25 protein-coding genes are annotated in these 23,820 nt (G+C 45.4%); 16 read left to right on the top strand and 9 right to left on the bottom strand.

Annotation, left to right across the window (positions count from 1 at the left end; translation table 11 throughout):
• The first annotated feature begins 5 nt into the window (after window positions 1-5).
• The 8 genes from relA to AYW76_RS04080 all read left to right on the top strand — a co-directional run bounded on the left by relA (window position 6) and on the right by AYW76_RS04080 (window position 9,229).
• Window positions 6-2,252 (top strand): GTP diphosphokinase, encoded by a 2,247-nt coding sequence (relA, locus tag AYW76_RS04115; RefSeq protein ID WP_067216196.1) that lies wholly within the window; start codon window positions 6-8, stop codon window positions 2,250-2,252.
• Window positions 2,249-3,061 (top strand): nucleoside triphosphate pyrophosphohydrolase, encoded by an 813-nt coding sequence (gene mazG, locus AYW76_RS04110; protein WP_067216192.1) that lies wholly within the window; start codon window positions 2,249-2,251, stop codon window positions 3,059-3,061. Before relA ends, mazG begins: the two co-directional genes overlap by 4 nt.
• A gap of 53 nt (window positions 3,062-3,114) precedes the next feature.
• A complete protein-coding gene (ppc, locus tag AYW76_RS04105) occupies window positions 3,115-5,745 on the top strand; it encodes a phosphoenolpyruvate carboxylase (RefSeq protein WP_067216188.1) in 2,631 nt (876 codons plus the stop codon).
• 226 nt (window positions 5,746-5,971) lie between these two features.
• The gene (adk, locus tag AYW76_RS04100) at window positions 5,972-6,628 is read left to right on the top strand and encodes an adenylate kinase (RefSeq protein WP_067216186.1); all 657 of its coding nucleotides are present in this window, start codon (window positions 5,972-5,974) and stop codon (window positions 6,626-6,628) included.
• A 7-nt stretch (window positions 6,629-6,635) separates the two neighbouring features.
• Window positions 6,636-7,343 carry a tRNA (adenosine(37)-N6)-threonylcarbamoyltransferase complex dimerization subunit type 1 TsaB gene (gene tsaB, locus AYW76_RS04095; protein ID WP_067216181.1) on the top strand — a complete coding sequence of 236 codons (708 nt, stop codon included), beginning with the start codon at window positions 6,636-6,638 and terminating at the stop codon, window positions 7,341-7,343.
• A 3-nt stretch (window positions 7,344-7,346) separates the two neighbouring features.
• Entirely contained in the window at window positions 7,347-8,159 is an 813-nt protein-coding gene (locus tag AYW76_RS04090) for an undecaprenyl-diphosphate phosphatase (RefSeq protein ID WP_067216177.1), read from the top strand.
• Window position 8,160: 1 nt separating this feature from the next.
• Window positions 8,161-8,451, top strand: coding sequence for a hypothetical protein (locus AYW76_RS04085; RefSeq protein WP_067216173.1), 291 nt, complete (start codon window positions 8,161-8,163; stop codon window positions 8,449-8,451).
• A complete protein-coding gene (locus AYW76_RS04080) occupies window positions 8,438-9,229 on the top strand; it encodes a class I SAM-dependent methyltransferase (RefSeq protein WP_067216171.1) in 792 nt (263 codons plus the stop codon). The genes AYW76_RS04085 and AYW76_RS04080 overlap by 14 nt, the downstream gene beginning before the upstream one ends.
• A 28-nt stretch (window positions 9,230-9,257) precedes the next feature.
• Here the strand turns inward: AYW76_RS04080 and AYW76_RS04075 are convergent, their stop codons facing one another.
• Entirely contained in the window at window positions 9,258-9,473 is a 216-nt protein-coding gene (locus tag AYW76_RS04075; RefSeq protein ID WP_067096278.1) for a SlyX family protein, read from the bottom strand.
• A gap of 291 nt (window positions 9,474-9,764) precedes the next feature.
• Between AYW76_RS04075 and AYW76_RS19495 the strand changes: the two genes are divergently transcribed.
• Window positions 9,765-10,208, top strand: coding sequence for a cold-shock protein (locus tag AYW76_RS19495; protein ID WP_067216168.1), 444 nt, complete (start codon window positions 9,765-9,767; stop codon window positions 10,206-10,208).
• Window positions 10,209-10,254: 46 nt separating this feature from the next.
• Entirely contained in the window at window positions 10,255-10,752 is a 498-nt protein-coding gene (gene tpx, locus AYW76_RS04065) for a thiol peroxidase (RefSeq protein ID WP_067031556.1), read from the top strand.
• 77 nt (window positions 10,753-10,829) lie between these two features.
• On the opposite strand, the gene panD is transcribed toward tpx, so the two are convergent.
• From panD to dapE, 3 genes are all read right to left on the bottom strand, one after another.
• Window positions 10,830-11,210, bottom strand: a complete 381-nt coding sequence (panD, locus tag AYW76_RS04060; RefSeq protein ID WP_067031553.1) for an aspartate 1-decarboxylase — start codon at window positions 11,208-11,210, stop codon at window positions 10,830-10,832.
• A 47-nt stretch (window positions 11,211-11,257) separates the two neighbouring features.
• Window positions 11,258-11,635, bottom strand: a complete 378-nt coding sequence (locus AYW76_RS04055; protein WP_067216165.1) for a hypothetical protein — start codon at window positions 11,633-11,635, stop codon at window positions 11,258-11,260.
• Window positions 11,636-11,922: 287 nt separating this feature from the next.
• Window positions 11,923-13,062 (bottom strand): succinyl-diaminopimelate desuccinylase, encoded by a 1,140-nt coding sequence (dapE, locus tag AYW76_RS04045; RefSeq protein ID WP_067216161.1) that lies wholly within the window; start codon window positions 13,060-13,062, stop codon window positions 11,923-11,925.
• A gap of 65 nt (window positions 13,063-13,127) precedes the next feature.
• Here dapE and AYW76_RS04040 point away from each other — a divergent pair, with 65 nt between their 5' ends.
• Window positions 13,128-13,340, top strand: a complete 213-nt coding sequence (locus AYW76_RS04040; RefSeq protein WP_067216157.1) for a hypothetical protein — start codon at window positions 13,128-13,130, stop codon at window positions 13,338-13,340.
• 8 nt (window positions 13,341-13,348) lie between these two features.
• Here AYW76_RS04040 and AYW76_RS04035 read toward each other — a convergent pair whose 3' ends face one another.
• The 5 genes from AYW76_RS04035 to map form a co-directional block, all read right to left on the bottom strand.
• Entirely contained in the window at window positions 13,349-13,696 is a 348-nt protein-coding gene (locus AYW76_RS04035) for an ArsC family reductase (RefSeq protein WP_082866098.1), read from the bottom strand.
• A gap of 72 nt (window positions 13,697-13,768) precedes the next feature.
• Window positions 13,769-14,806 (bottom strand): 2,3,4,5-tetrahydropyridine-2,6-dicarboxylate N-succinyltransferase, encoded by a 1,038-nt coding sequence (gene dapD / locus AYW76_RS04030; protein WP_067216153.1) that lies wholly within the window; start codon window positions 14,804-14,806, stop codon window positions 13,769-13,771.
• 27 nt (window positions 14,807-14,833) lie between these two features.
• Complete coding sequence (dapC, locus tag AYW76_RS04025; protein WP_067216150.1) at window positions 14,834-16,027, bottom strand: succinyldiaminopimelate transaminase; 1,194 nt, start codon at window positions 16,025-16,027, stop codon at window positions 14,834-14,836.
• Between the two features lie 4 nt (window positions 16,028-16,031).
• Entirely contained in the window at window positions 16,032-18,731 is a 2,700-nt protein-coding gene (gene glnD, locus AYW76_RS04020; protein WP_067216148.1) for a [protein-PII] uridylyltransferase, read from the bottom strand.
• 37 nt (window positions 18,732-18,768) lie between these two features.
• Window positions 18,769-19,620: a type I methionyl aminopeptidase gene (map, locus tag AYW76_RS04015; protein ID WP_082866097.1), complete on the bottom strand. Its 852-nt coding sequence runs from the start codon at window positions 19,618-19,620 to the stop codon at window positions 18,769-18,771.
• 324 nt (window positions 19,621-19,944) lie between these two features.
• Here map and rpsB point away from each other — a divergent pair, with 324 nt between their 5' ends.
• From rpsB to uppS, 5 genes are all read left to right on the top strand, one after another.
• Complete coding sequence (gene rpsB / locus AYW76_RS04010) at window positions 19,945-20,679, top strand: 30S ribosomal protein S2 (RefSeq protein WP_067031531.1); 735 nt, start codon at window positions 19,945-19,947, stop codon at window positions 20,677-20,679.
• Between the two features lie 90 nt (window positions 20,680-20,769).
• Entirely contained in the window at window positions 20,770-21,630 is an 861-nt protein-coding gene (gene tsf, locus AYW76_RS04005; protein WP_067031529.1) for a translation elongation factor Ts, read from the top strand.
• A gap of 121 nt (window positions 21,631-21,751) precedes the next feature.
• A complete protein-coding gene (gene pyrH, locus AYW76_RS04000; protein WP_067031526.1) occupies window positions 21,752-22,474 on the top strand; it encodes a UMP kinase in 723 nt (240 codons plus the stop codon).
• A gap of 7 nt (window positions 22,475-22,481) precedes the next feature.
• Entirely contained in the window at window positions 22,482-23,039 is a 558-nt protein-coding gene (frr, locus tag AYW76_RS03995) for a ribosome recycling factor (RefSeq protein WP_067031523.1), read from the top strand.
• Window positions 23,040-23,089: 50 nt separating this feature from the next.
• A complete protein-coding gene (gene uppS, locus AYW76_RS03990) occupies window positions 23,090-23,818 on the top strand; it encodes a polyprenyl diphosphate synthase (protein WP_139084474.1) in 729 nt (242 codons plus the stop codon).
• Window positions 23,819-23,820 lie beyond the last annotated feature (2 nt).

Raw genomic sequence — 23,820 nt, 5'->3', positions numbered from 1 at the left:
GTTATATGGTTACGGTAAGAAAGGATCACCCGGTATTAGCAGACGGGAGTGTCGATATCGATGCTTGGATGTCTCACTTTGCTGACAAGATTGATGAAGCGAGTCGCGTTCCTTTGAGAATGGCTTGTCAGTTGGCAAGGCAGGCGGAAGCCGCGTCGGGACGATCATCTTACTGGGGGCCACAGGCGAGCACGTTTAGAGCTGGCCTCGAAATGGTCGAAATTCTTGCCGGTTTCCGTGCCGATCAAGACTCTCTTTTGGCTGCAGCGCTTTACCGTGTCGTGCGTGAGGACCAATTAGAACTTTCCAAAGTCAGTGACATGTTTGGCCGTAAGGTGGCGTCATTGATTGAGGGCGTGATTCGCATGGGTGAGGTGTCGAAAAACTTATCCAAAGACAGCACTGCAGAAGTACTTGGTAGTCATGAAAACCAGCTTGAATCACTGCGTAAAATGTTGGTGTCTATCATTGACGATGTCCGCGTTGTATTGATCAAGCTGTCTGAACGAGCCTGCGCTATAAAAGAGGCCAAGCATCAGAGTGATGAACGCAAAGAGTCGATCGCCTTGGAGGTGCAGAGTGTTTATGCCCCGCTTGCTCATCGACTTGGTATTGGTCATATCAAGTGGGAACTTGAGGACTTATCGTTCCGTTATCTTTACCCAGCTGATTACAAGCGCATCGCCAAATTGCTTGATGAAAAGCGATTAGATCGCCAACAGTTTATTGATGACGCTATCAAAGATCTTAAATTGCGTATGGAAGCGATTAATATCCATGCGGATGTGATGGGACGAGCGAAACATATTTACAGCATTTGGCGCAAAATGCGTCGTAAGAACATCCCGTTCGATGAAGTATATGATGTTCGTGCAGTGCGAATTCTCGTTGATGAAACGATGGAGTGTTACGGTGTATTAGGTATCGTCCATAATCTTTGGAAGCCTATTCCTCAGGAGTTTGACGACTACATCAGCAACCCCAAATCCAATGGATATCAATCTCTCCACACGGCGGTTGTTGGACCAGAAGGGCGTGTGTTAGAGATTCAGATACGAACCCATAAAATGCATGAAGATGCAGAGCTTGGTGTATGCGCGCACTGGAAATACAAGGGTACTGACCTCACATCGAACAGCTCAAGCTATGAAGAAAAGCTGCAGTGGTTGCGTACGATTCTAGATTTCAATGAAGTGCAAGGCGATTTAGAGTCACTCAGTGAGCAAGTGCTTAACGACATTGAGCAAGACCGTATCTACGTATTTACGCCAGATGGACATGTGGTCGATTTACCTATTAATGCAACGCCGGTAGATTTTGCTTACCGTGTGCACACAGAAATTGGGCATCGCTGTCGTGGTGCTAAAGTGAACGGTAAGATTATTTCCCTTGTTACGCATCTTAAAACGGGTGATAAAATTGAAATTTTGACGACCAAAGAGGGTGGTCCGAGCCGAGATTGGTTACATCCAACATTAGGATATGTAAACACCAACCGAGCCAGAGCTAAGATTCAAAGTTGGTTCAGACGAGAAGATCGTGAGAAAAATCTTGAGGCGGGGCAGAGTGTTCTTGATAAGCAGCTAAAGCGTCTTGGTATTGAAGAAAATAAGCTGAATTTTAATGCCATTGCTGAACGCTTCAATTTTTCAACAGGAGAAGATGTATACGTCTCTCTTGGTGCAGGAGACATCCAATTAGGCCGTGTGCTGCGTGTCATAGATGATTTGCATGGCTTAGATGGTGATCCTGCCGTTCGCCCTGTTCGCTTGAAAAAAAGCCGTCATAAATCTTCGGATAATGATATTCATATTCAAGGTGTGGGGAAGCTACTGACACAAATGGCAAAATGCTGTTCTCCGATTCCTGGTGATGACATTATTGGCTACATTACACAAGGTCGAGGAGTGTCTATTCATCGCCAAGACTGTATTAATGCAGCGCAATTACAGCTTGAAGAGCCTGAGCGAATAGTGGAAGTGAATTGGGGAGAAGAAGTCGATAACTTATATCCTGTGAATATTCGCGTCTCAGCCTATGACCGCACTGGTTTGCTGAATGACATTACGGCGTTGCTTTCCAATGAGAAGGTGAATTTGCTGTCGATGAATACGATTTCTGCCAAGGAAGATCACACTGCCGCCATACGGTTTACTATCGAGGTGAGTGAAATCAGTACGCTTTCTCGTTTGCTTCATCGCATCAATCAATTGCCAAATGTATTGGATGTCTTTAGGGAGCGCGATAATTGAAATACGGCCTGAATGACTTATTAGCGTTAATGACCATGTTGCGTGATCGCAAGTATGGTTGTCCGTGGGATCAAAAGCAAAGCTTTGACAGCATCGCGCCCTATACGATTGAGGAAGCTTATGAAGTCATGGATGCGATTGTTCGAGGCGATCGAGAAGACCTTCAAGACGAACTAGGGGATTTGCTGTTTCAAGTGGTATTTCATGCGCAAATGGCCAGTGAAGAAAATGCCTTCAATTTCTCTGATGTAGTTAATACCATCGTAGAAAAAATGCTGCGTCGTCATCCTCATGTTTTTCCTGATGGTACGTTTGACAGTTATGCCACGCCGAATGCGTTGTCTGAACAACAAATTGGTGAGCAATGGCAGAAAATCAAAGCCGAAGAAAAACGTGCTAAAGGCCAAGCGTCGCAAGGTCTATTGGGCTCCGTGCCCAGTAGTATGTCAGTGTTGAGCCAAGCGGTGAAATTGCAAAAGCAAGCAGGTAAAGTTGGTTTTGACTGGCAAAATGTAAAGCCTGTTTTTGCTAAGATTCGAGAAGAGCTTGATGAATTAGAGGAAGCGATTGATCATTTATCGCATGCCGAAGCTGAAGCGGAGCTTGGCGATGTGTTATTTGCCGTATCAAATTTAGCAAGGCACTTATCGATTTCGCCTGAGCATGCATTGATGCAGACCAATGTGAAATTTCGTCGTCGTTTTGCTTTTATAGAACATCAATTATCAGAACTGAACACACCGTTAACGGATTGCTCTTTAGAAGAGTTAGATCAGTTGTGGGAGCGCGCTAAAGCCAACGGTTTATAGCGATATCTGGCTCGCATGGGCGAGCGATAACAGAAGAAGAAAGGAGACGTATTGTGACCGATCGTCAAGCCTCGTTACGAGAAAATGTGCGTTTGTTGGGGGATTGCTTAGGGGAAACCATGAGTAATCATTTGGGAGAACGCTTTCTAGATACGGTCGAAAACATTCGTCAGTTATCCAAAGATGGACGACAAAGTGGCGATTCCAGTGCCTTAATCAAAGCACTGGAAAATCTTGATGATCAAGATATTGTTCCTGTCGCTAGAGCGTTTAATCAGTTTTTAAACCTTTCTAATCTTGCTGAGCAATATCATCGTGTTCATCGACGTCGTTCGAATGAAAGTTTGGGTATCTATAAAAACCCTATCGGTGACTTATTGGTACGCTTAAAAGAGCAAGATTTCACGTCTGAACAGATGGTTGAAGCGCTCCGCGGGCAAGCCATTGACCTAGTGTTGACAGCGCATCCAACAGAGGTTGTGCGTCGTTCATTAATTCGAAAATACGATAACATCTCCACTGAGTTGGAAGCCCTCGACAAAGATAATATCTTGCCTCTTGAGCATGAAAAGCATGTTCGCCGATTAAAAGAAATCATCACCCAAGCTTGGCATACGGATGAAATTCGTGAACAGCGCCCAACACCTGTCGATGAAGCTAAGTGGGGGTTTGCTGTGATTGAGCAGTCTCTTTGGGAAGCAGTACCGCACTTCTTTCGACAATTAGATGAGCAATTTAAACAGCATGCGGAACAGGAGCGCTTACCACTGGACCTGGCACCGATTCGCTTCGCCACATGGATGGGCGGAGACCGAGACGGTAATCCTAATGTCACACACACTGTGACTCAAGAAGTGGTCTTATTAGCCCGTTGGATGGCCGCTGATTTATATTTGAAAGACCTTACTGCACTGCGCGCTGAATTTTCCATGACACAATGCAACGATGCACTGCGTGAACGCGTTGGCGACAGCGCTCAGCCTTATCGTGAGGTCGTGCGTAGTTTAGAGCGTAAAATGGAAAAAACCAAAGTTTGGGCTAAGGCTAAGCTCGATGGTCAATCTGTCAGTGATGAAGGCATCATGCTCGATAACAAAGAGCTAATGGATGATCTATCTCTATGTTATCAATCACTATTAGACTGCGGTATGAAAGTGATTGCCAACGGTTCTGTATTAGACCTGATTCGTCGGGCAGCTACGTTTGGCATGACGTTAGTGCGGTTAGATGTTCGTCAAGATGCGTCCAAGCACATTGAAACCCTGTCAGCGATTACTCGTTTTTATGGTCTGGGGGATTACGCAGAATGGGATGAAGCTTCACGCCAAGCATTCTTGTTAGCGGAGTTAAATTCAAAACGCCCCTTGCTGCCAAAAGACTGGTCACCTGATCCGATGGTAGCCGAAGTGCTAGAGACGTTCAAAACCATTGCTAGCGGCTATCAGAATTCCTTTGGTTCGTACGTTATTTCTATGGCCAGTGCGCCTTCTGATGTTCTAGCGGTGGCTCTTCTGCTTAAAGAGTCAGGGGTGCGTTTTAATATGCGCATTGTGCCCTTGTTTGAGACATTAGCTGACTTAGATAACGCCGAGCCTATTATCGAACAGCTATTCTCATTGCCTTGGTATAAAGCCTATATCAATGGACATCAAGAAGTCATGATTGGTTATTCTGACTCAGCAAAAGATGCAGGACAAATAGCCGCAACGTGGGGGCAGTACAGAGCTCAGGAAGCCCTGACGCGCTTGTGTAAAAAGCACAGTATTCATCTGACTTTGTTTCATGGCCGAGGTGGTACCGTTGGTCGTGGCGGCGGTCCGGCTCATGTGGCTATCTTGTCGCAGCCACCAGGATCAGTAAAAGGCTCGATCCGTGTCACTGAACAAGGTGAAATGATTCGCTTCAAATTTGGCATTCCAGACATTGCTGTTCGCTCACTGGAGCTTTATTGTTCTGCTGTTTTAGAAGCGTCTTTGATCCCATCAGAGTCTCCGCAAGAAGAGTGGCGTGCTTTGATGGATGAAATGGCTGAAGAGGGTATGAATCAATACCGCTCTATTGTACGCGGTCATGAAGACTTCGTTCCGTACTTTAGAACCATTACCCCAGAACAAGAGTTAGCTAAATTACCGTTGGGATCTCGTCCTGCACGTCGTCGCTCAGACGGTGGTGTGGAAAGTTTACGTGCAATCCCTTGGATTTTTGCGTGGATGCAAATCCGTATGATGTTGCCAGCTTGGCTTGGAGCTGAAAGCGCTTTGCAGCAGAGTGTAGAGTCTGGCAACTTAGAACGTCTTCGAGAAATGCATAAAAAGTGGCCTTTCTTTGGCGCCTATTTAGACATGCTTGATATGGTGCTGGCAAAAGCGGAGCCGGACATAGCAGAATATTATGAAAAACGTTTAGTGCCAGATGAGTTACGTGGCTTGGGTCACTTATTGCGCCGTAAATTAAATCAGGTACGCGAGTTAGTAAAAGAAATTAAGCAGCAAGAACGACTGATTGAGGACAATAAAACTATCCGCCAATCAATCGATGTGCGTAACCCCTACATTGATCCGTTGCACTACCTGCAAGCAGAATTATTGCACCGTAGTCGTATTGACGGTGACAACGTCGCGGTGAATAAAGCCCTAATGATTACCATGGCTGGCATCGCCAGCGGCATGCAAAATACGGGCTAATCTGGAAAAATTGACAAAAATACGTAACATAACGCGCCCAAAAATCTAAAAACCGACAAGTTCGTTTGCATAATTTGCATAGGCTTGGGTATGCTAGCTGCCTCAAAATTATAATCAGCGAGCAAACGGTGGATTCTGGGCGCTTTTTTTGCTGTCATCCGCGACCTTTTATATTGAGCTGTTTCGCTCGCCATGTCGATTTTACGCAGACTATTGGAGAAAATTTATGCGAGTTATTTTGTTAGGAGCGCCAGGCGCAGGTAAAGGCACGCAAGCTCAATTTATTACAGAAGAGTTTGGTATTCCTCAAATTTCAACTGGCGATATGCTTCGTGCAGCCGTAAAAGCGGGCACAGAGCTTGGTTTAAAAGCAAAAGCAGTAATGGATGCTGGTCAACTGGTTTCCGATGACATCATCATTGGCCTGGTAAAAGAGCGCTTGCAACAAGATGATTGTACAAACGGTGCTTTGTTCGACGGTTTTCCGCGTACGCTACCTCAAGCGGATGCATTAAAAGATGCTGGTGTTGCGATTGACTACGTTGTTGAAATTGACGTGGCTGATGAAGAAATCGTACAGCGTATGAGCGGTCGTCGAGTACACGAAGCGTCTGGTCGTACTTACCACGTGATTTATAACCCTCCTAAAGTGGAAGGCAAAGATGATGAAACAGGTGATGACTTGATTCAGCGTGCAGATGATACGGAAGAAACGGTACGTAAACGCCTTGCTATCTACCACGATCAAACAGCGCCTCTAATTGGTTATTACCAAGCTTGGTTAAAAGAAGATGCCGCTACAGCACCTAAGTTTGTGAAAGTGAACGGTGTCGGTGATCTGAACGAAATCAAGCAAGGTTTGCTGTCAGCACTTAAGGCCTAATCCTGCAATGACTGCTATTCTTGCTTTGGACACATCAACGCCTGCCTGCTCGGTGGCGTTGATTCAAGATGGCGTGGTGCTGGAAGATTTCCGCATGGCGCCCCGAAAACATAACGATTTGATCCTGCCAATGGTAGATCAAATTCTTGCTCAAGCTCAATTGTCTTTATCTCAGCTAGACGCCATTGCGTTTGGTCGGGGTCCAGGTTCTTTTACTGGACTGCGCATCAGTGCAGGTGTTGTGCAGGGGCTCGCGTATGGTGCAGATCTTCCGGTTGTACCTGTTTCGACGTTAGCGGCGATGGCACTTGAAGCGCATCAAAAAACGCATTACTCACATTGGTTGGCTGCCCTAGATGCCCGTATGGGTGAAATCTATTTAGGTGGATATTCGATAGAGCAAAAAGATGAGTTTTGGGTAGCTGAAGAGATTTTATCGGAGCGTGTTATTTCGCCTGATAATCTTACCTCTATTTCTGAGCGATACCATGGCGTTGGATCTGGCTGGATTTATCAAGACCAATTAAATGCTGTGTTGCCAGAGCCCGCTGCAAACGTTCTGTCTGATATTGCGCCTCGAGCCGCCTGTATTGCTCAGTTGGCGGACTATGATTTTTCGCTTGGTAAGGTTGTGATGGCAAATGAAGCGCTTCCTGTTTATCTTCGTGATGAGATCACTTGGGAAAAGCAACCTGCACGGATTGGCAAACGCTAAAATATGTTGTGGTATCACGTCATTTTCCTAGCTTTAATTCAAGGGCTAACTGAGTTTCTACCGATTTCTAGCTCCGCTCATTTGATTTTGCCTTCTCAGTTGTTGGGATGGCCGGATCAAGGGCTAGCATTTGATGTCGCGGTTCATGTCGGTACTTTGGTCGCGGTAGTTGGATATTTTTGGCGTGATATTAGCCTTATTATTCGTGACACAGTTGGGGTTTTATTTACTCATCGTCATACTGAAAACAGTCGATTAGGAATGTGGGTTGTTTTAGCAACGATACCGGCTGTTATTGTTGGCTTGCTATTCAATAGTGTTATCGAGCAGTATTTGCGCTCGATTGAAGTGATTGCGTACACGACCATCGGCTTTGGTGTGTTGCTGTGGATATCGGACCGATTTGCTAGTCATCACAAACAACAAAATGACCTCACGTGGTCACGAGTGTTAATCATCGGTTTAGCACAAGCGCTAGCACTTATACCGGGCACGTCTCGCTCGGGTATAACAATGACTGCGGCACGCTTCTTAGGATTTAGTCGTGAGTGTTCGGCGCGTTTTTCATTTTTGTTGTCGATCCCTATTATTCTCGCTGCTGGCAGTTTGAAGACCTTTGAGTTGTTAACTGCGGAATCCGTTGTCCCAATTGACTATCAGTCTTTAGGCTGGGGGATTGTGCTTTCGGGCATCAGTGCCTATCTTTGTATACATCTATTTTTAAAATGGCTTAGCCGCATAGGTTTTTTGCCATTTATGATTTATCGACTTATATTGGGCTTTGGGCTTCTTTGGTTAGTAATGGTGAGCGGGTAATATGAAAATTGGCGGTAACTTTCCAGTTATTCCTCAAGGTGGTGCAAATCAAAGTGCGCGATCCTCAGTCCCCGTTGTGGCTGGCCAAAATTCAGAGCAGCGATCTTCGGCAATGTTGCCTAGCTCAATGCAAGCCTTTGAGCGGGCTTCGAGCACTGAGTCGCCACGCTTTTTTAAGGTTGATGGCTTAAGTGCTTTAGCGCAACAAGCCATGTCGGCGTATCAGTCTACTGAGTCCTTGTCTTCTAATAACCCTCGCCATCAACTAATAGGTATCGATGTTTACGCCTAGCTCCCTTGCGGTGGCATACCGCAATTCAGACAGCCATGTTCGCGATCTTGCCGAGCGTCTTGGCTTAACCACTTTTCGTCTTTCCACCGAATTAAAATTTTCGACCACGTATGAGTATTTATTGATGCACCAAGAGGATGCTCTGGTCATTGCTAAAACTGGGAAAGGCGCACCTAAACCTGTGAGTGTAGAATTAGCGACTGGCGCAGTTGATCATCGTCGTAAGTTTGGTGGTGGTAAAGGACAAGACATTGCTAAAGCCTGTGGTTTAAATAAGCGTTCGTCGTTAACTGTCTTCGATGCCACAGCGGGCCTTGGACGAGACAGTTTTGTGTTGGCCAGCTTAGGTTGTCATGTTTCGCTGTTTGAACGTGTGGGTTTTGTTAGAGAATTGCTGGCCGATGGTTTAGAAAGAGCGCGATTAGTGGCCGATATCGAAGATATTATGTCGAATATGATGCTGGCTCATGGCACTATCTTTGATGTGATGGAAGAAGATTGCGTTGATGTGGTGTATCTAGACCCTATGTTTCCACACAACGATAAATCCTCCGCGGCCGTCAAGAAAGAGATGGCGTTTTTTCGTGACTTGGTTGGCTATGATGAGGACGCTGATTTGCTTTTGCCTAAGGCTCAGCAATTAGCGCGTTTTCGAGTGGTAGTTAAGCGACCTAAAGGTGCGCCTTACTTAAATGATCAGGCGCCGAGTTACCGGATAGATGGTAAGTCTGGACGCTTTGATGTTTACGTAAAGCGGTCGTTAGAAAACGCCGACTAAAAAGGTTGGCGTTTCGTTGCATTAAACTTTAGTAATGAGGTGGCTTCTCGATAGCTGAGTCGATACCTGAATTTTGGCGTTGATCTCCCATGCGCTGGGCAAGTAGTTTGATTTGCTCTTTGAGCAGCAAAATATCTTGCTGTTGCTTGGTTAGGGCGTTATTGAGTGCATCAATGGTTTCTTCTTGAAATTGATTGCGAATCTCAAGATCGTCAATACGGTTTAATAAGTCTGAGGTGTTCATAGATGGCTGCTATATGGTAGTCTTTTAATGTGCTAAGTACTTAATTTCGTGTGTCAATAAGAGTTTAACGAAATAAGTTTCGTAATGTATTTTGCGCAAATTTTGCTGACATTCTATACACTTGTGTCAGTATGTTAATGGTGACGTGAATTGTTTTTTTCAATAGCTTGGCTTTTCTTTTTAAACATTGATCTAGCTGTTGAAATAGAGGTGTAGTACGCGTTACTAAACTGTATAAAGTGTATTAGTAATAAATAACAAAAAATCATTAAACATATTCAAGGAACTCCAATGTTTTTATCTGTACGTGCATTTTTAGTGAGTCTTATTTTAGCTTTGGTGACGCCGCTTATCATTGCGCCTTTGGTTGGGGTCGATATTGCACAACACTATATTGTGTACTTCTTAGTAACCTTGGTGACTGTTTACCTGGGTACGGTATTGTCTCAATCTAGTGCCGCAACGACAGATGACACTTCTTCAACTTTTGAGTCAGATGACGCAACAAGTGAGGAAGAAGATGATGATCGTGAAGTTGGTACCGTAAAGTGGTTTAATTCTTCCAAAGGTTTTGGTTTCCTTACCATGGAAAACGGTGATGATGTATTTGTACATTACCGTGCGATCCGTGGACGTGGCCGCCGCTTCTTAATTGAAGGCCAGAAAGTTCGCTTTACTGTAACGGAAGGCGAGAAAGGCAAACAGGCGGAAAACGTATCCATCGTTAAAGGTTAAAATACAGGGTGTTGTTTCCTCACCCACATTATATTGAGAGGACATTATGGCTACAGTAACATTACAAGGTAACCCGTTAGAAACGATCGGTGAACTTCCTGAAGTCGGCTCTAAAGCGCCATCGTTTGAGTTAGTTAAGACGGATTTGTCGACGACATCATTAGCAGATTATGCTGGTAAGAAAGTTGTTTTAAATATTTTTCCATCTGTTGATACTGGTGTGTGCGCGGCCTCTGTTCGTAAGTTCAACGAGTCATTGTCGAACCTTGAGAACACGGTTGTATTGTGTGTGTCTGCAGATCTACCTTTTGCAGCAGCACGCTTTTGCGGTGCTGAAGGTTTAGATAACGTTGTGGCGGGTTCTAGCTTCCGTTCTAGCTTTGGTAAAGACTACGGTGTTGAGTTCGTTACAGGCCCTCTAACAGGCTTGCTATCACGCTCAGTTGTTGTGCTTAATGAGTCTGGTGAAGTGGTTTACACTGAACAAGTTTCAGAAACTGCGGAAGAACCTAATTACGATGCAGCACTTGCTGCGGTTGAATAAGTTTTCATTCTATTCGTGATGTTCAGATCCAAAAAAGGTCGCCCTTAGGCGACCTTTTTTATGTGCAATTAATATTGCTAATCTTTTTGAACAGGAATGGTATTCGCTGTGCGTTCAACGGTATTGTCTTTATGGCAGTACACGAGCTTTGGTAAAAAGTTATTAGCTTCCGCTTCATCCATCTGCGCATAAGCTGCGATGATGACACGATCGCCAACTTGTACTTTACGTGCCGCTGCACCGTTCATAGAAATGGTGCCAGAGCCTGCCTCAGCAAGAATGACGTAAGTATGGAAGCGCTCGCCATTATCAACGTTATAAATGTCTATTTGTTCGAATTCACGAAGACCAGCCAGTTTCACAAGGTCGCTATCGATAGCACAAGAGCCGTCGTACCATAGCTCTGCTTGAGTGACAGAGGCCATGTGAAGTTTGCCTTTAAGCAATGTGATTTGCATAGTGTATTTCTCTTACTCTCGATGTTTTAGCAAAAAAGGGTGTGTTGCTATAACCGCCAAATGAATGGGCCTTCGCCTTCAGCGTTAATGTGCCACCAAAGATCGGGGTCTTCCTGCCCATCTTCTTGCCACCCTTGATAATTACAGCGAACCTCGCACTCTAACGCTTCGAACGCGCATTTAGAGCATTCCGTGTCATTCTCCCAAGGGGTTTTGTCAGAATCAAACCAGATGGAAGTGAAGCGCTTTCCTGCAGCTTTTTCGAGAATGGTGACGGGAATGACTTCACCGTTATGTTCTAAGTGCAGTTTAGTTACAATGTCGCTGGGCTTGTGCATATCTATAATGGAGAAGTCTTGCTCCAGCCAGCGGATGATACGCTCTGTCGGGCATGACAAGAGGTAGATTTCGATATCGGGCTGCATCGGATTAATCCTTCTTATTTAACATGTGGTAGATACGCAATACGCTCATAGATAAATAGCCAATCAATGACCATGTTATGCCCAATCCTGAAATGATTAGACCTAACAGGGCTATGAGCTCTCGTTGAATGGATTCTATAACCAAATTGTTGGCTATAAATATCATTAGCACGCCAAAAGCAAAAAGTAGCCCACCTTGAATTAACTTCATTAGGGCCAGTCTTGGGTTCTGGCCCAGTCTGATAGCAAGTTTATGAAGAAAAGCGAATGGCTTGCTCACGATAGACCTATTTTGCCATCAAGTTAGTTAAAATGCGCTGATAAATTAGGGAAAGTTGATTCAAGCTTTCAGCCTCTACGCATTCGTTAATTTGATGAATGGTGGCGTTGATTGGACCAAGTTCAACCACTTGCGTACCCATCTTAGCAATGAAACGGCCGTCCGATGTGCCTCCAGAGGTTGATAACTCTGGTGTGATGTTGACGGTTGTTTGTATGGCATCAACCATGGCATCAACAAGCTCACCAGGTTTCGTTAAGAACGGTAGGCCATTATAGGTCCATTCGATATCGTATTTAAGGTTGTGCTTATCAAGAATGCCTAATGCTTTTTCTTTTAGGTCATCGAATGTTAGCTCAGAGGAAAAACGGTAATTGAATTGTGCCTTAAGCGCACCGGGAACAACATTGGTTGCACCCGTGCCAGAATGAATATTGGACACTTGGAAGCTGGTTGGCGGAAAGAATTCATTGCCGTCGTCCCATTTGGTTGTCGCAAATTCTGCTAAAGCTGGTGCGGCCAAATGGATCGGATTGATGGCTAAGTGAGGATAGGCAACGTGGCCTTGTTTGCCATAGATGGTCACATCGCCACTGAAAGAGCCACGACGTCCATTTTTTATGATGTCGCCAACAGTTTTAGTGCTAGATGGCTCGCCGACGATGCACCAATCTACTTTCTCTTGGCGCGCCATTAATGCATCAACAACACGCGTTGTGCCGTCGACAAATGGGCCTTCTTCATCGCTGGTAATTAAGAATGAAATCTGGCCATCATGATTTGGGTGTTCGGCAACAAAGTTTTCCACCGCAATAATCATCGAGGCCAAGCTGCCTTTCATATCCGCCGCACCTCGGCCATATAATATGCCGTCAACGATTTCTGGCTTAAACGGAGGTGCTTTCCATTCCGTTTCTGGCCCAGTTGGCACCACGTCGGTATGGCCTGCAAAGCAAAGGTTGGGGCCTTGGATGCCGCGTTTTGCGTAGAAGTTTTTTACATCCCCAAACGGCATACGTTCAATCTTAAAGCCGATCTTCTCTAATCGCTCGATCATCAAATCTTGGCAGCCAGCATCTTCTGGTGTTACAGAAGGGCGTGAAATTAAATCTAGAGCAAGTTCTAGAGTAGGCGTAAGTTGCGTCATTCTTTACCTTTGCGTTGAGTTTCGTTACCTTAGCGTGTGTCTAGTAGACTAATAAGGGTGACATAATGAAATTGGGCTTACTTAGTTTTACCGCTTTATGGCTGACAGGTTGTGCGCTTATAGGTGGCTCAAACTCTCATATTCAAGAAGCCTACTATGTCCCTGTTATTACGGGAGATCGCCCTGTCAATGCAGCACCAAAAGCATATCCGGTTCATCGTTCTGATGAACCTAGCAATTCTGAGAGAGCATTCTATATTCCTGTCATAACCGATTAAATAGGGGATTATGATGGAAAAATTGCTTGGTATTGTTCTGCTTTGAAGCCAAGTGTAAGGGATTGCTCATGATCCAACAATGGTCGCTTAATCATGGCAGGTTGCTCCAGTAGTATTTCTACCGCAGTTTCATTGTTCATTGTTGCTTGTATTTCAGGATCAAGCTTGCGCCACGTGGTGCCGCGTTTGTTAACGACTGATTCCCAGCCTAGTTGCTCTATCCACTGGGTTAGTTGCGCTCGTTCAAGGCCATCTTTTCGGTAATCATGAAAACGATAGGTGACCTTATGCTCATCTAGCCAGCGTAATGCCTTTTTCATCGTGTCACAGTTTTTAATGCCATAAATAGTTGTCACGGTGTTTATCCTATTGTTTAGTTGCAAAAATGCCGGAGTCCTAAGGGAGCTCCGGCATTAGGACACACTTAATTAGTTATGTGCGTGCAGTGCTTCATTTAGAGCAATGGCTGTTTTGTTTGTCTTGCATTCGATTGCACCTGTTTCCGAGTTGCGACGGAATAGTAGATCGGATTGACCTGACAATTCACGAGCTTTAACGACAGATACGACACTGTTGTTCTCGTCAAGTAGGGCTACTTTAGAGCCAGCTGTGATGTATAGACCAGACTCAACGGTACAGCGATCACCAAGACCTATGCCAATACCAGCGTTAGCGCCGATTAGGCATTCTTCACCAACTGCGATAACGATGTTGCCGCCGCCGGATAAAGTGCCCATTGTAGAGCAGCCGCCACCTAGGTCTGAGCCATTGCCGACTACAACGCCCGCAGAAATACGGCCTTCGACCATGCTTGTGCCAAGTGTGCCAGCGTTGAAGTTTACGAAGCCTTCGTGCATAACCGTGGTACCTTCACCTAGGTGAGCACCTAAGCGAATACGCGCTGCATCACCAATGCGAATGCCGGTAGGTACTACGAAATTCGCCATTTTAGGGAATTTATCGACACTGAATACTTCGATAGTGCGACCTTCCATGCGAGCGCTTAGTTGGCGGTCTGCCAATTCGCGCACATCGATTGGGCCTTCACTTGTCCAAGCTGTGTTGACTAGAAGACCAAACATGCCGTCAAGTTTTGTTTTGTGCGGTTGTACTTGACGGTGTGAGATCAGTTGTAGCTTCAAGTAAACTTCAGCCGGGTTTGCTGGCGCTTCATCTGCTTCTAGTACACAAAGTACGACTGGCTGAGTCGATGGCTTCAGTCGAGAGGCGCGTTCAGCCAATTCGATATGGCCTGCTTTTAGAAGTGTTAGGTGAAGGCGGTTAAGATCGCTTTCATCCAGTACTAACGTTGCGTTGCCGCCTTCGTAGTTAGTGCTTTCCATGACTGCATCAATGATGCTCTTTTCTGGAGACGCCACTGGAGATGGGTAGAAAACTTCTAACCAAGTACCTTCTTTGTTCTGGGTACCAATGCCAAGGCCAATTGCGAAAGTAGAGTCGCTCATTAGAGAAAGTGCTCCTAAAATAATAATTTAAAGGTTTTGGTGTTTTTTCATAAACCGTGCGATACGTTGAGCAGCCTCAACACATTCGGATTCTTCGGCAACGAGTGCCATGCGGACATGATTTTGTCCGGGGTTATGGCCATCCACGTCGCGGCCAAGGTAGCTACCAGGAAGGACCAATACCGATTCTTCGTGATACAGCTTGGTGCAGAACTCTTCGTCATTCATGGGTAGCTTGGGCCATAAGTAAAAACCGGCTTCAGGCTTACTCACGGATATGACAGGCGATAAGATGTCTAACACTTGCTTGAATTTACGCTGGTAAATATCGCGATTATTAGCGACGTGCGCTTCGTCGTTCCAGGCGGTGATTGAGGCAAGTTGGTGATGCAGGGGCATAGCGCAGCCGTGATAAGTGCGGTATTGAAGGAATGGCTTCAGTAAGCTTGCATCCCCCGCCACAAAACCAGAGCGTAATCCAGGCAAGTTAGAGCGCTTGGAGAGCGACTGGAAAATAAGACAGTTGCTGTAGTCATGATTGCCTAATTGAATGCAGGCATCTAATAAGCCAAGCGGTTTCTCTTCAAAATAGATCTCTGAATAGCACTCATCAGCAATGATGGCAAAGTTATATTGCTTTGCTTTCTCAAGTAGGAAACGGTACTCGTCCAGTGTCGTGACTGAGCCTGCTGGGTTGTTAGGCGAGCATACGAAAAGTAACTCACAGCGTTGCCAGATGGAATCGGGCACGGCTTGATAATCAATTTTGTATTGTTTGTCTGCTTCGCAAGGTAAGTAGTGCAGCTCAGCGCCTGCTAAGATGCCAGCACCTTCATAGATCTGATAGAACGGGTTTGGGCTCACTACTAACGGATCTTTTTTCTCGCCCACCAAAGCTTGTGTAATGGCAAATAGGGCTTCACGTGTGCCAGTTACGGGTAAAATTTGGCTATCAGCGCTCAGCTGAGGAAGGTTGAAGCGATTACAAGCCCAGTCAGAGATGGCTTCGCGTAGGCTATTTTCCCCTTTTGTAAGAGGGTACTTAGACACACCATCCAAAGCATTTTTTAATGTCTCAAGCACAATGCTTGGTGCGTCATGTTGCGGCTCGCCAATAGTGAGCTTGATAACAGGAAGCTCACCGTTCGGTTCAACACTAGACAGTAAGTCAGCTAGCTTCTGAAATGGGTATGGGTGTAAAGAGTGGATCAGCGGATTCATGCGTTTATTGTTCCGTAGCTTGTGAAAAACGGTCTATGCTGTGTTTTAGGGCGTCACAGATGTGTTTCATGCGTGCACTGCCAGTAATCAAATCGCCATTTTCTTCGGTGATATAGAAGGTATCTTCTACGCGCTCCCCCAGAGTGGCAACTTTGGCTTTGTGTAGCATTAAGTTGTGTTCCATAAAGAACTGACCGATTAAAGCCAGCAGGCCAGGTCGGTCAGGGGCGGTGACTTCTACTGCCGACCAAACCTCTTCAGGCTGGCTCACGAAATGCACAGTAGAAGGCGCATTGAATATTTTCAAATGGCGCGGAGTAAAGCGTTTAACAACACTCTCATATAAAGAAGGAGAGTCGAGTTGCTCAATAAGGGTTTTTTTCATTAATTCAATGCGGCTGTGGTCTAAATGGAGATCTGTGTCGCAATTTTCTGCGCTTTCCATTACTACAAAGGTGTCAAGTGTATAGTTGTAGGACGTACTGTTAATTTTCGCATCAAGAATGGTCAGCCCCATTTGCTCAAACAGCGCCGCTGTGACTGCGAATAGGTGGCTGGCATTCGGTGTGTAGATAAATACTTTGCTAGCGCCGGAGAAGTTACGACCGCCAAGAGGGCTGATTTCAACTAGCGGCTTGGTGCTAGGACGATGGTTGAGGATGGCTTCTGTATTCCATGCAATCTCTTCACCGCTTGAGCGAATGAAGTATTCTTCCTCGATGTCTTCCCAGATATTCTCCGCCTCCATAATGTCAGCGTTACGCTCAATTAAAATTTCCAGTGCACGTTGTTTGTGTTCGTCACTTTGCATGTCGGCATCAATAGGCGAGTCTAGGCCGCGACGTAATGCTCGCTTAGTTTCCAAATAAAGCTGACGCATTAAAGAAGCTCGCCAGCTGTTCCACATGCTTGGGTTGGTGGCGTTAATGTCCGCAACCGTTAATAGGAATAAATAATCCAGCCGCTCTTGGTTTTTAACGATGCTGGCAAATTCCCATATAACCTCTGGATCAGATATGTCTTTACGTTGTGCGGTTACTGACATGAGTAGGTGGTGACGTACTAGCCATTCGATCAAATTGGTTTCGTGTTTATTCAGGCCATGGCGCTCGCAAAATTCACGTGCATCGACACAACCAAGTTCGGAGTGGTCTCCGCCACGGCCTTTACCGATGTCATGATATAAACCGGCAATGTAGAGCAGCTCAACTTTTGCAATGTGACGGATGGCTTGGGAAGAGATAGGAAATATGGCGCGACTTTCAGGCAATAAGAATCGGCGTAGGTTTTCTACCAAATGTAAGGTGTGGGCATCCACCGTATAGATATGGAATAGGTCGTGCTGCATCTGACCGATGATGGCACCGAATTCAGGTAAATAGCGCCCTAGCAATCCAATGTGTTTCATTGAACGAAGGACGGTGGTCATGCGATGACGGCTGGCGATAATATCCAAAAACAGAGCTGTGTTGATCGGGTTGTTGCGGTAGTCTTCGTCAACGGCTTCTAAGTTGTCTCGAAGTGCGCGCATCGTATTGGCTCGAATGCCTTTGATGTCACTTCGATCTCCCATGATCTTATACATTTCCAACATCGCTGACGGCGTTTCTTGAAACACCTCAGTAGAGCAAATTTCCAATTGACCATTAGTGACTTGGAAGCGTTCGTTGATGACTTCGATTTCAGGTTCTTCTTCAAAGCATAAAAAAGACTCTTCGAAATGCTGTAATAATAGATCATTGAGCTGCTGAATTGCTGCTACGCTCTGGTAGTAACCTTGCATAAAACGCTCAACATTGCGCTTAAGATCTTCGTCGTCAAAACCAAACTCTTTGGCAAGCGTTCGTTGATGATCAAACAATAAACGGTCTTCTTTACGACCTACAATCGTGTGCAGTGCCCAACGAATGCGCCAAAGGTGTGAGACGGCGCCTTTGAGCTGGGTGTATTCATCGTCAGATAAGAACTCTTTATCGATCAGTGCACTGAGCCGATTTGTGTGTAGGTGGCGTTTTGCAACCCAATCGATCATCTGCATATCGCGAAGGCCACCGGGGCACTCTTTTAGATTGGGCTCAAGGTTGTAAGCAGTGTTTTGGTATTTAGCGTGACGGGCTTCTTGCTCGGCCAATTTGGCGCGATAAAATGTTTCACCATCCCACATTTGGCTGACATCGATCTTCAGTTTTAGGTTGGCTCGTAGTTCTGGGGAACCATACAGAGTGCGCGATTCAATGAGGTTAGTGATGACGGTGATATCGCTGGCGGCTAATTCTGCGCATTCGCTGACAGAGCGAACGGCGTGCCCTACATCAAGCTTTAGATCCCAAAGAAAAGTGATAAATGCTTCAATTTTCTCTGTTTTGGGTTCGCTGTCATCACGCAACAAAATCAATAAATCAATGTCAGAGTTGGGGTGCAGTTCACTACGGCCATAGCCGCCAACGGCGACCATGGCAACGTCCTGCTCTGAGTCTAAACCAGCGCGTAACCAAGCGGCTTGCATTACTTCGTCGTAGAGGCTTGAGAGGCCTTTGACAAGCTTTTCGATAGGGTATAAATCGTGAAATAAGTCATTATACGCCTTTGTTTTCTCATTTAAGAGTTCTCGAAACCGTCTGGGACTGGTGTTCGAGGATGCCAATTCATGCTTTTCGGCTTGGCTGAACAAAGGTGGGGCATCAGGAAAAGCTGGAAAGTCCATACAAGGCCTCTTTGGTTGCACTGCTTAGATGAAAGGCTTAAAGCGTATCGTCTGGGCGTAAAGTGAGTACTTCAACACCATCAGCTGTCACCAATAGTGTGTGCTCATACTGCGCTGATAAGCGGCCGTCTTTGGTTTTGGCAATCCAGCCATCGGGACCAGAGTGTTTGACTTGTTTTTTGCCAGCGTTAATCATCGGCTCGATCGTAAAGGTCATGCCTTCTTCTAAAACGACACCTGTGCCAGAGCGACCATAATGGGCTACCTGGGGTTCGCCGTGGAAGGTCGTACCAATGCCGTGACCGCAGTATTCTTCTACGACTGAATAGTGGTTCTTGTGCGCAAACTCAGAAATTGCCGCACCGATGTCCCCTAAGCGTACGCCAGGTTTGACCATATTAATGGCTAAATAAAGGCTTTGTTGAGTGATGTTGCATAGGCGTTCAGCGTGCGCTAGCGCAGGACCTGCAAAAAACATTTTGCTGGTGTCGCCGTAGTAGCCATCTTTAATAATGGTGATATCGATGTTGAGTACATCACCTTTCTTTAACGGCTTGTCGTTCGGAATGCCGTGACAAATCACATCATTTACAGAGGTGCAGCAGGATTTAGGGAAGCCATGGTAATTCAATGGCGCAGGAATGGCACCTTGCTCTGACACAATGTAGTTGTGCGCAATAATGTCAAGCTCGTCAGTAGTAACACCAGGTATGACAAATGGTTCAAGCATGGTTAGTACTTCACCGGCTAAGCGACCCGCTGTACGCATGCCTTCGATATCATTGATGTCATTGAAGCGTGTTGCACTCGGACGCGGCGTCCATTGAGGTACATCAACACGACCGTTTTTAGTTAACTCTTTTACTGTTTGCAGAATCTCGTTGCTCATAATAAAACTGTCTTAAATCTTCGCTAGTCTTAAGGATGAAGATATTCTACATGACTTAACTCGGTTATTCGCCCTGACTTAAGAAAAAATCATGAACAAAGGTGCGCTAACAGACGAATATCTGCTTTTGAATGTTGCGCTTTTATGGTATAAAACGCCGGCTTATTTCTTTTGAAAAGGGGTAAGCTAAAACTAATTAATTTAACGACCTTGCTGTCTAATTAAAAATAGCGTCTCTGGGGTGCCTGAAATTGCTTTAAATTTCAAAAGGCTGAGAAGTTAGGGCTAGCAAGTTAACCTAACCCAAACGTAAAGGATATTAAAATGCCTACAGTTTCAATGCGCGACCTGCTACAGGTTGGTTCACACTTCGGTCACCAAACTCGTTACTGGAACCCAAAAATGAAGCCATTCATTTTTGGTGCTCGTAACAAAATCCATATCATCAACCTTGAGCACACTGTTCCTGCTCTTAACGAAGCGCTAGCGCTTGTTAAGAAAATGGCTGAGAACAAAAACAAGGTATTGTTTGTTGGTACTAAGCGTGCAGCGGCTAAATCTATTGCAGAACAAGCATCTCGCGCAAGTATGCCGTACGTTAATCACCGTTGGTTAGGTGGTATGCTTACGAACTACAAAACAATCCGTACTTCTATCAAACGCCTGCGTGACCTTGAAGGTCAACAAGCTGACGGTACATTCGAGAAGCTGACTAAAAAAGAAGCACTTGTACGTACGCGTGAACTTGAGAAGCTAGAGCGTTCTTTAGGTGGTATCAAGGATATGGGCGGTCTTCCTGACGTTCTTTTCGTTGTAGACGTTGACCATGAGCGTATTGCTATTAAAGAAGCTAACAAGCTAGGTATCCCTGTTATCGGTATCGTTGATACTAACAGCGATCCAGATGGTGTTGATTACGTTATCCCTGCAAACGACGATGCTATCCGTGCAGTACAGCTGTACGTTTCTGCTTTCGCTGATGCTTCTCTAGAAGGTCGTGCGGCAGCAGCAGGTAGTGCTGACGAGTTTGTTGAAGTAAACGACGCCGCTGAAGCGTAATTTTACTGATCTTATCTGGTCTTACTGATCAAGGGAGAGGGGATGACTCTCTCCCTTTTTTAAAATTGTTATCGTACAAGGGGAATTAACATGGCCGCAGTATCTGCAGCAATGGTAAAAGAGCTACGTGAACGTACTGGTCTTGGCATGATGGAGTGTAAAAAAGCACTTACAGCCGCTGGTGGTGATATTGAAGTAGCAATCGAAGAACTACGTAAGTCTAGTGGTATGAAAGCAGCTAAAAAAGCTGGTCGTACTGCAGCTGAAGGTACTATCATCATGAAAGTTGCTGATGATAACTCTTACGGTGTGTTGGTTGAAATCAACTCTGAAACTGACTTTGCTTCACGTGATGAAGGTTTCCTAGCTTTCTCTAACAAAGTAGCTGACGCTGTTTTCGCTACAAAAGAAACGGACATGGCAGTTGTGATCTCTGGTGAATTGCTAGAAGCTCGCGAAGCGCTTGTTCAGAAAATCGGTGAAAACATCACTCCTCGCCGCGCAGTGGTTGTAGAAGGTGGTGTTGTTTCTGGTTACCTACACAGCAATGGTCAAATTGCTGCGCTAGTTCAACTAGAAGGTGGCAGTGACGAGCTAGCAAAAGATATTGCTATGCACGCAACAGCTGTTTCTCCACGTGTTGTGCGTGGCGAAGATATGCCTGCTGAAGTTCTTGAAAAAGAAGAAGAAATCATTCGAGCTCAACCAGACATGGCTGGTAAACCAGCTGAGATCGTTGAGAAAATGATCGGCGGTCGTATCAAAAAATTCTTGGCTGAAAACAGCCTAGAAGAGCAAGCATTTGTTAAAAACCCAGAAATTAAAGTTGGTCAGCTAGCGAAAGATGCTGGTGCTAAGATTGCTTCTTTTGCTCGCCTAGAAGTAGGTGAAGGCATTGAAGTTGAAGCGACTGACTTCGCTGCTGAGGTTGCTGCACAACTTAAAGGCTAATCGCTAATAAGTTTTCAGTGCAAATTAAGGGGCAGCTTGACTGCCCCTTTTTATGAATAACTGATTGAGATTAAGCTTATCTGATCTCAATACAGGCTTCTCACCATTACCGGAGGTTCTAATGCCTAAAGAAACGAATCCAAAATACAAACGCATTTTGTTGAAATTAAGTGGCGAAGCGCTACAGGGCGATGAAACCTTTGGTATCGATCCTAAAGTGTTGAGTCGGATTGCGCTAGAGATTGGCCAGTTGCGTGGTATCGGTGTTGAGGTAGGGATTGTTATCGGTGGTGGTAACTTGTTCCGTGGGCAGGCGTTGAGTCAGGCGGGGATGGACCGAGTGACTGGCGACCATATGGGGATGCTGGCAACGGTTATGAACTCCCTTGCAATGCGTGATGCGCTAGAGCGAGCCAATATTTCAACGCGTGTGATGTCTGCTATTACGATGACAGGCATTGTCGAGCCGTACGATCGTCGTCGTGCGATGCGTCATCTTAAAGATGGTGATGTCGTTATTTTTTCTGCTGGTACCGGTAACCCATTCTTTACAACTGACTCTGCTGCGTGTTTACGTGGTATTGAGATTGATGCGGATGTCGTGCTCAAAGCAACAAAAGTTGATGGTGTCTATTCTGCTGATCCAATGAAGGATCAAAATGCAGTGAAATATGATACATTAACTTTCGATGAGGTTTTGGAAAAACAGTTAGGTGTCATGGATTTAACAGCAATCTGCTTGACGCGTGATCACCAAATGCCTGTTCGAGTATTTAATATGAACAAGCCAGGGGCTCTGATTAACGTCATGACCGGTGGCGACGAAGGTACCGTTATTAAGTGAGGAAATAATGATTAACGAGATTTTAAAAGATGCGGAAGAGCGCATGGGCAAGGCAATCGTTGCCGTTGATAATTCCTTTAAAAAGATTCGCACAGGTCGCGCGCACCCAAGCCTTTTAGATTCTGTCAGAGTGAACTACTACGGAAGCGAAACACCTCTAAGCCAAGTGGCGAACATCACAGTTGAAGATGCTCGTACATTGGGAGTTTCTCCTTGGGAAGGTAACATGGTGTCTGAAATTGAAAAGGCAATCATGAAGTCTGACTTAGGTTTGAATCCATCTTCTACAGGTAGTTTGATCCGTATTCCTTTGCCAGCTTTAACAGAAGAGACTCGCGGTAACTACTTCAAGCAAGCTAAGTCTGAAGCCGAAAACGGTCGTATTGCGATCCGTAATATTCGCCGCGATGCGAACAATAGTCTAAAAGACCTAGTGAAAGAAAAAGAGATTTCTGAAGACGAAGAACGTCGTGGTCAAGATCAAGTTCAAAAATTAACAGACAAGTATGTTGCTCAAATTGAAGAGCGTTTGGCTGCTAAAGAAAAAGATCTAATGGAAATCTGAGTAAGAAGGCAGGCGCTGTGCGCTTGCCTTTTTTCTGACTAGGTAGTTCTATGTCGAACCAAATGTTGGTCGTTGATGGCCAATCAGTTCCTGCTCACGTCGCCATTATTATGGATGGCAATAATCGCTGGGCGAAAAAAAAGCACTTACCAAGCATTGCAGGGCACCGAGCAGGTGCGGCAGCCGTTCGTAAAACGGTTGAATCTGCTGCGCGCAGTGGTGTAAAAGTGTTGACCTTATTTGCTTTTTCAAGTGAAAACTGGAGGCGTCCACAGGCTGAAATTGATGGTTTGATGGCACTCTTTATGCGTTCTTTGAAAAAAGAGGCGAAGCGCTTGAATGAACACTCCATTCGACTTGTTGTTGTTGGGGATAAATCAGGCTTTAGTAAAAGCCTTCAAGAGCAGATCGCATTAGCGGAAGAGGCAACAGCAACTAATCAAGGTATGGTGCTTGCGATTGCAGCAAATTATGGCGGCCGTTGGGATATTGCTCAAGCAGCCCAAGTGTTGGCTCAGCAGGTGGCGGCCGGTGAATTACTGCCCGATGACATCACAGAAGAGCGTTTAGGTCAGCATGTGTGCTTAGCAGGTTTGCCAGAATTGGATCTTATTATCCGTACATCAGGTGAAGAGCGAGTGAGTAACTTTTTGCTTTGGCAACTTGCGTACGCTGAATTTATTTTTATGCCAGTACTTTGGCCAGATTTTGATGGCGAATGCTTTAATGAAGCTTTGTCTATTTACCAACAACGTCAACGCCGTTACGGTGGCCGGTAGTT

Origin of the sequence: Marinomonas gallaica (assembly GCF_001639745.1) — a bacterium.
Classification (GTDB): domain Bacteria; phylum Pseudomonadota; class Gammaproteobacteria; order Pseudomonadales; family Marinomonadaceae; genus Marinomonas; species Marinomonas gallaica.
The sequence above is the reverse complement of the archived record's forward strand: the minus strand, read 5'-3'. Positions and strand labels throughout refer to the sequence as shown.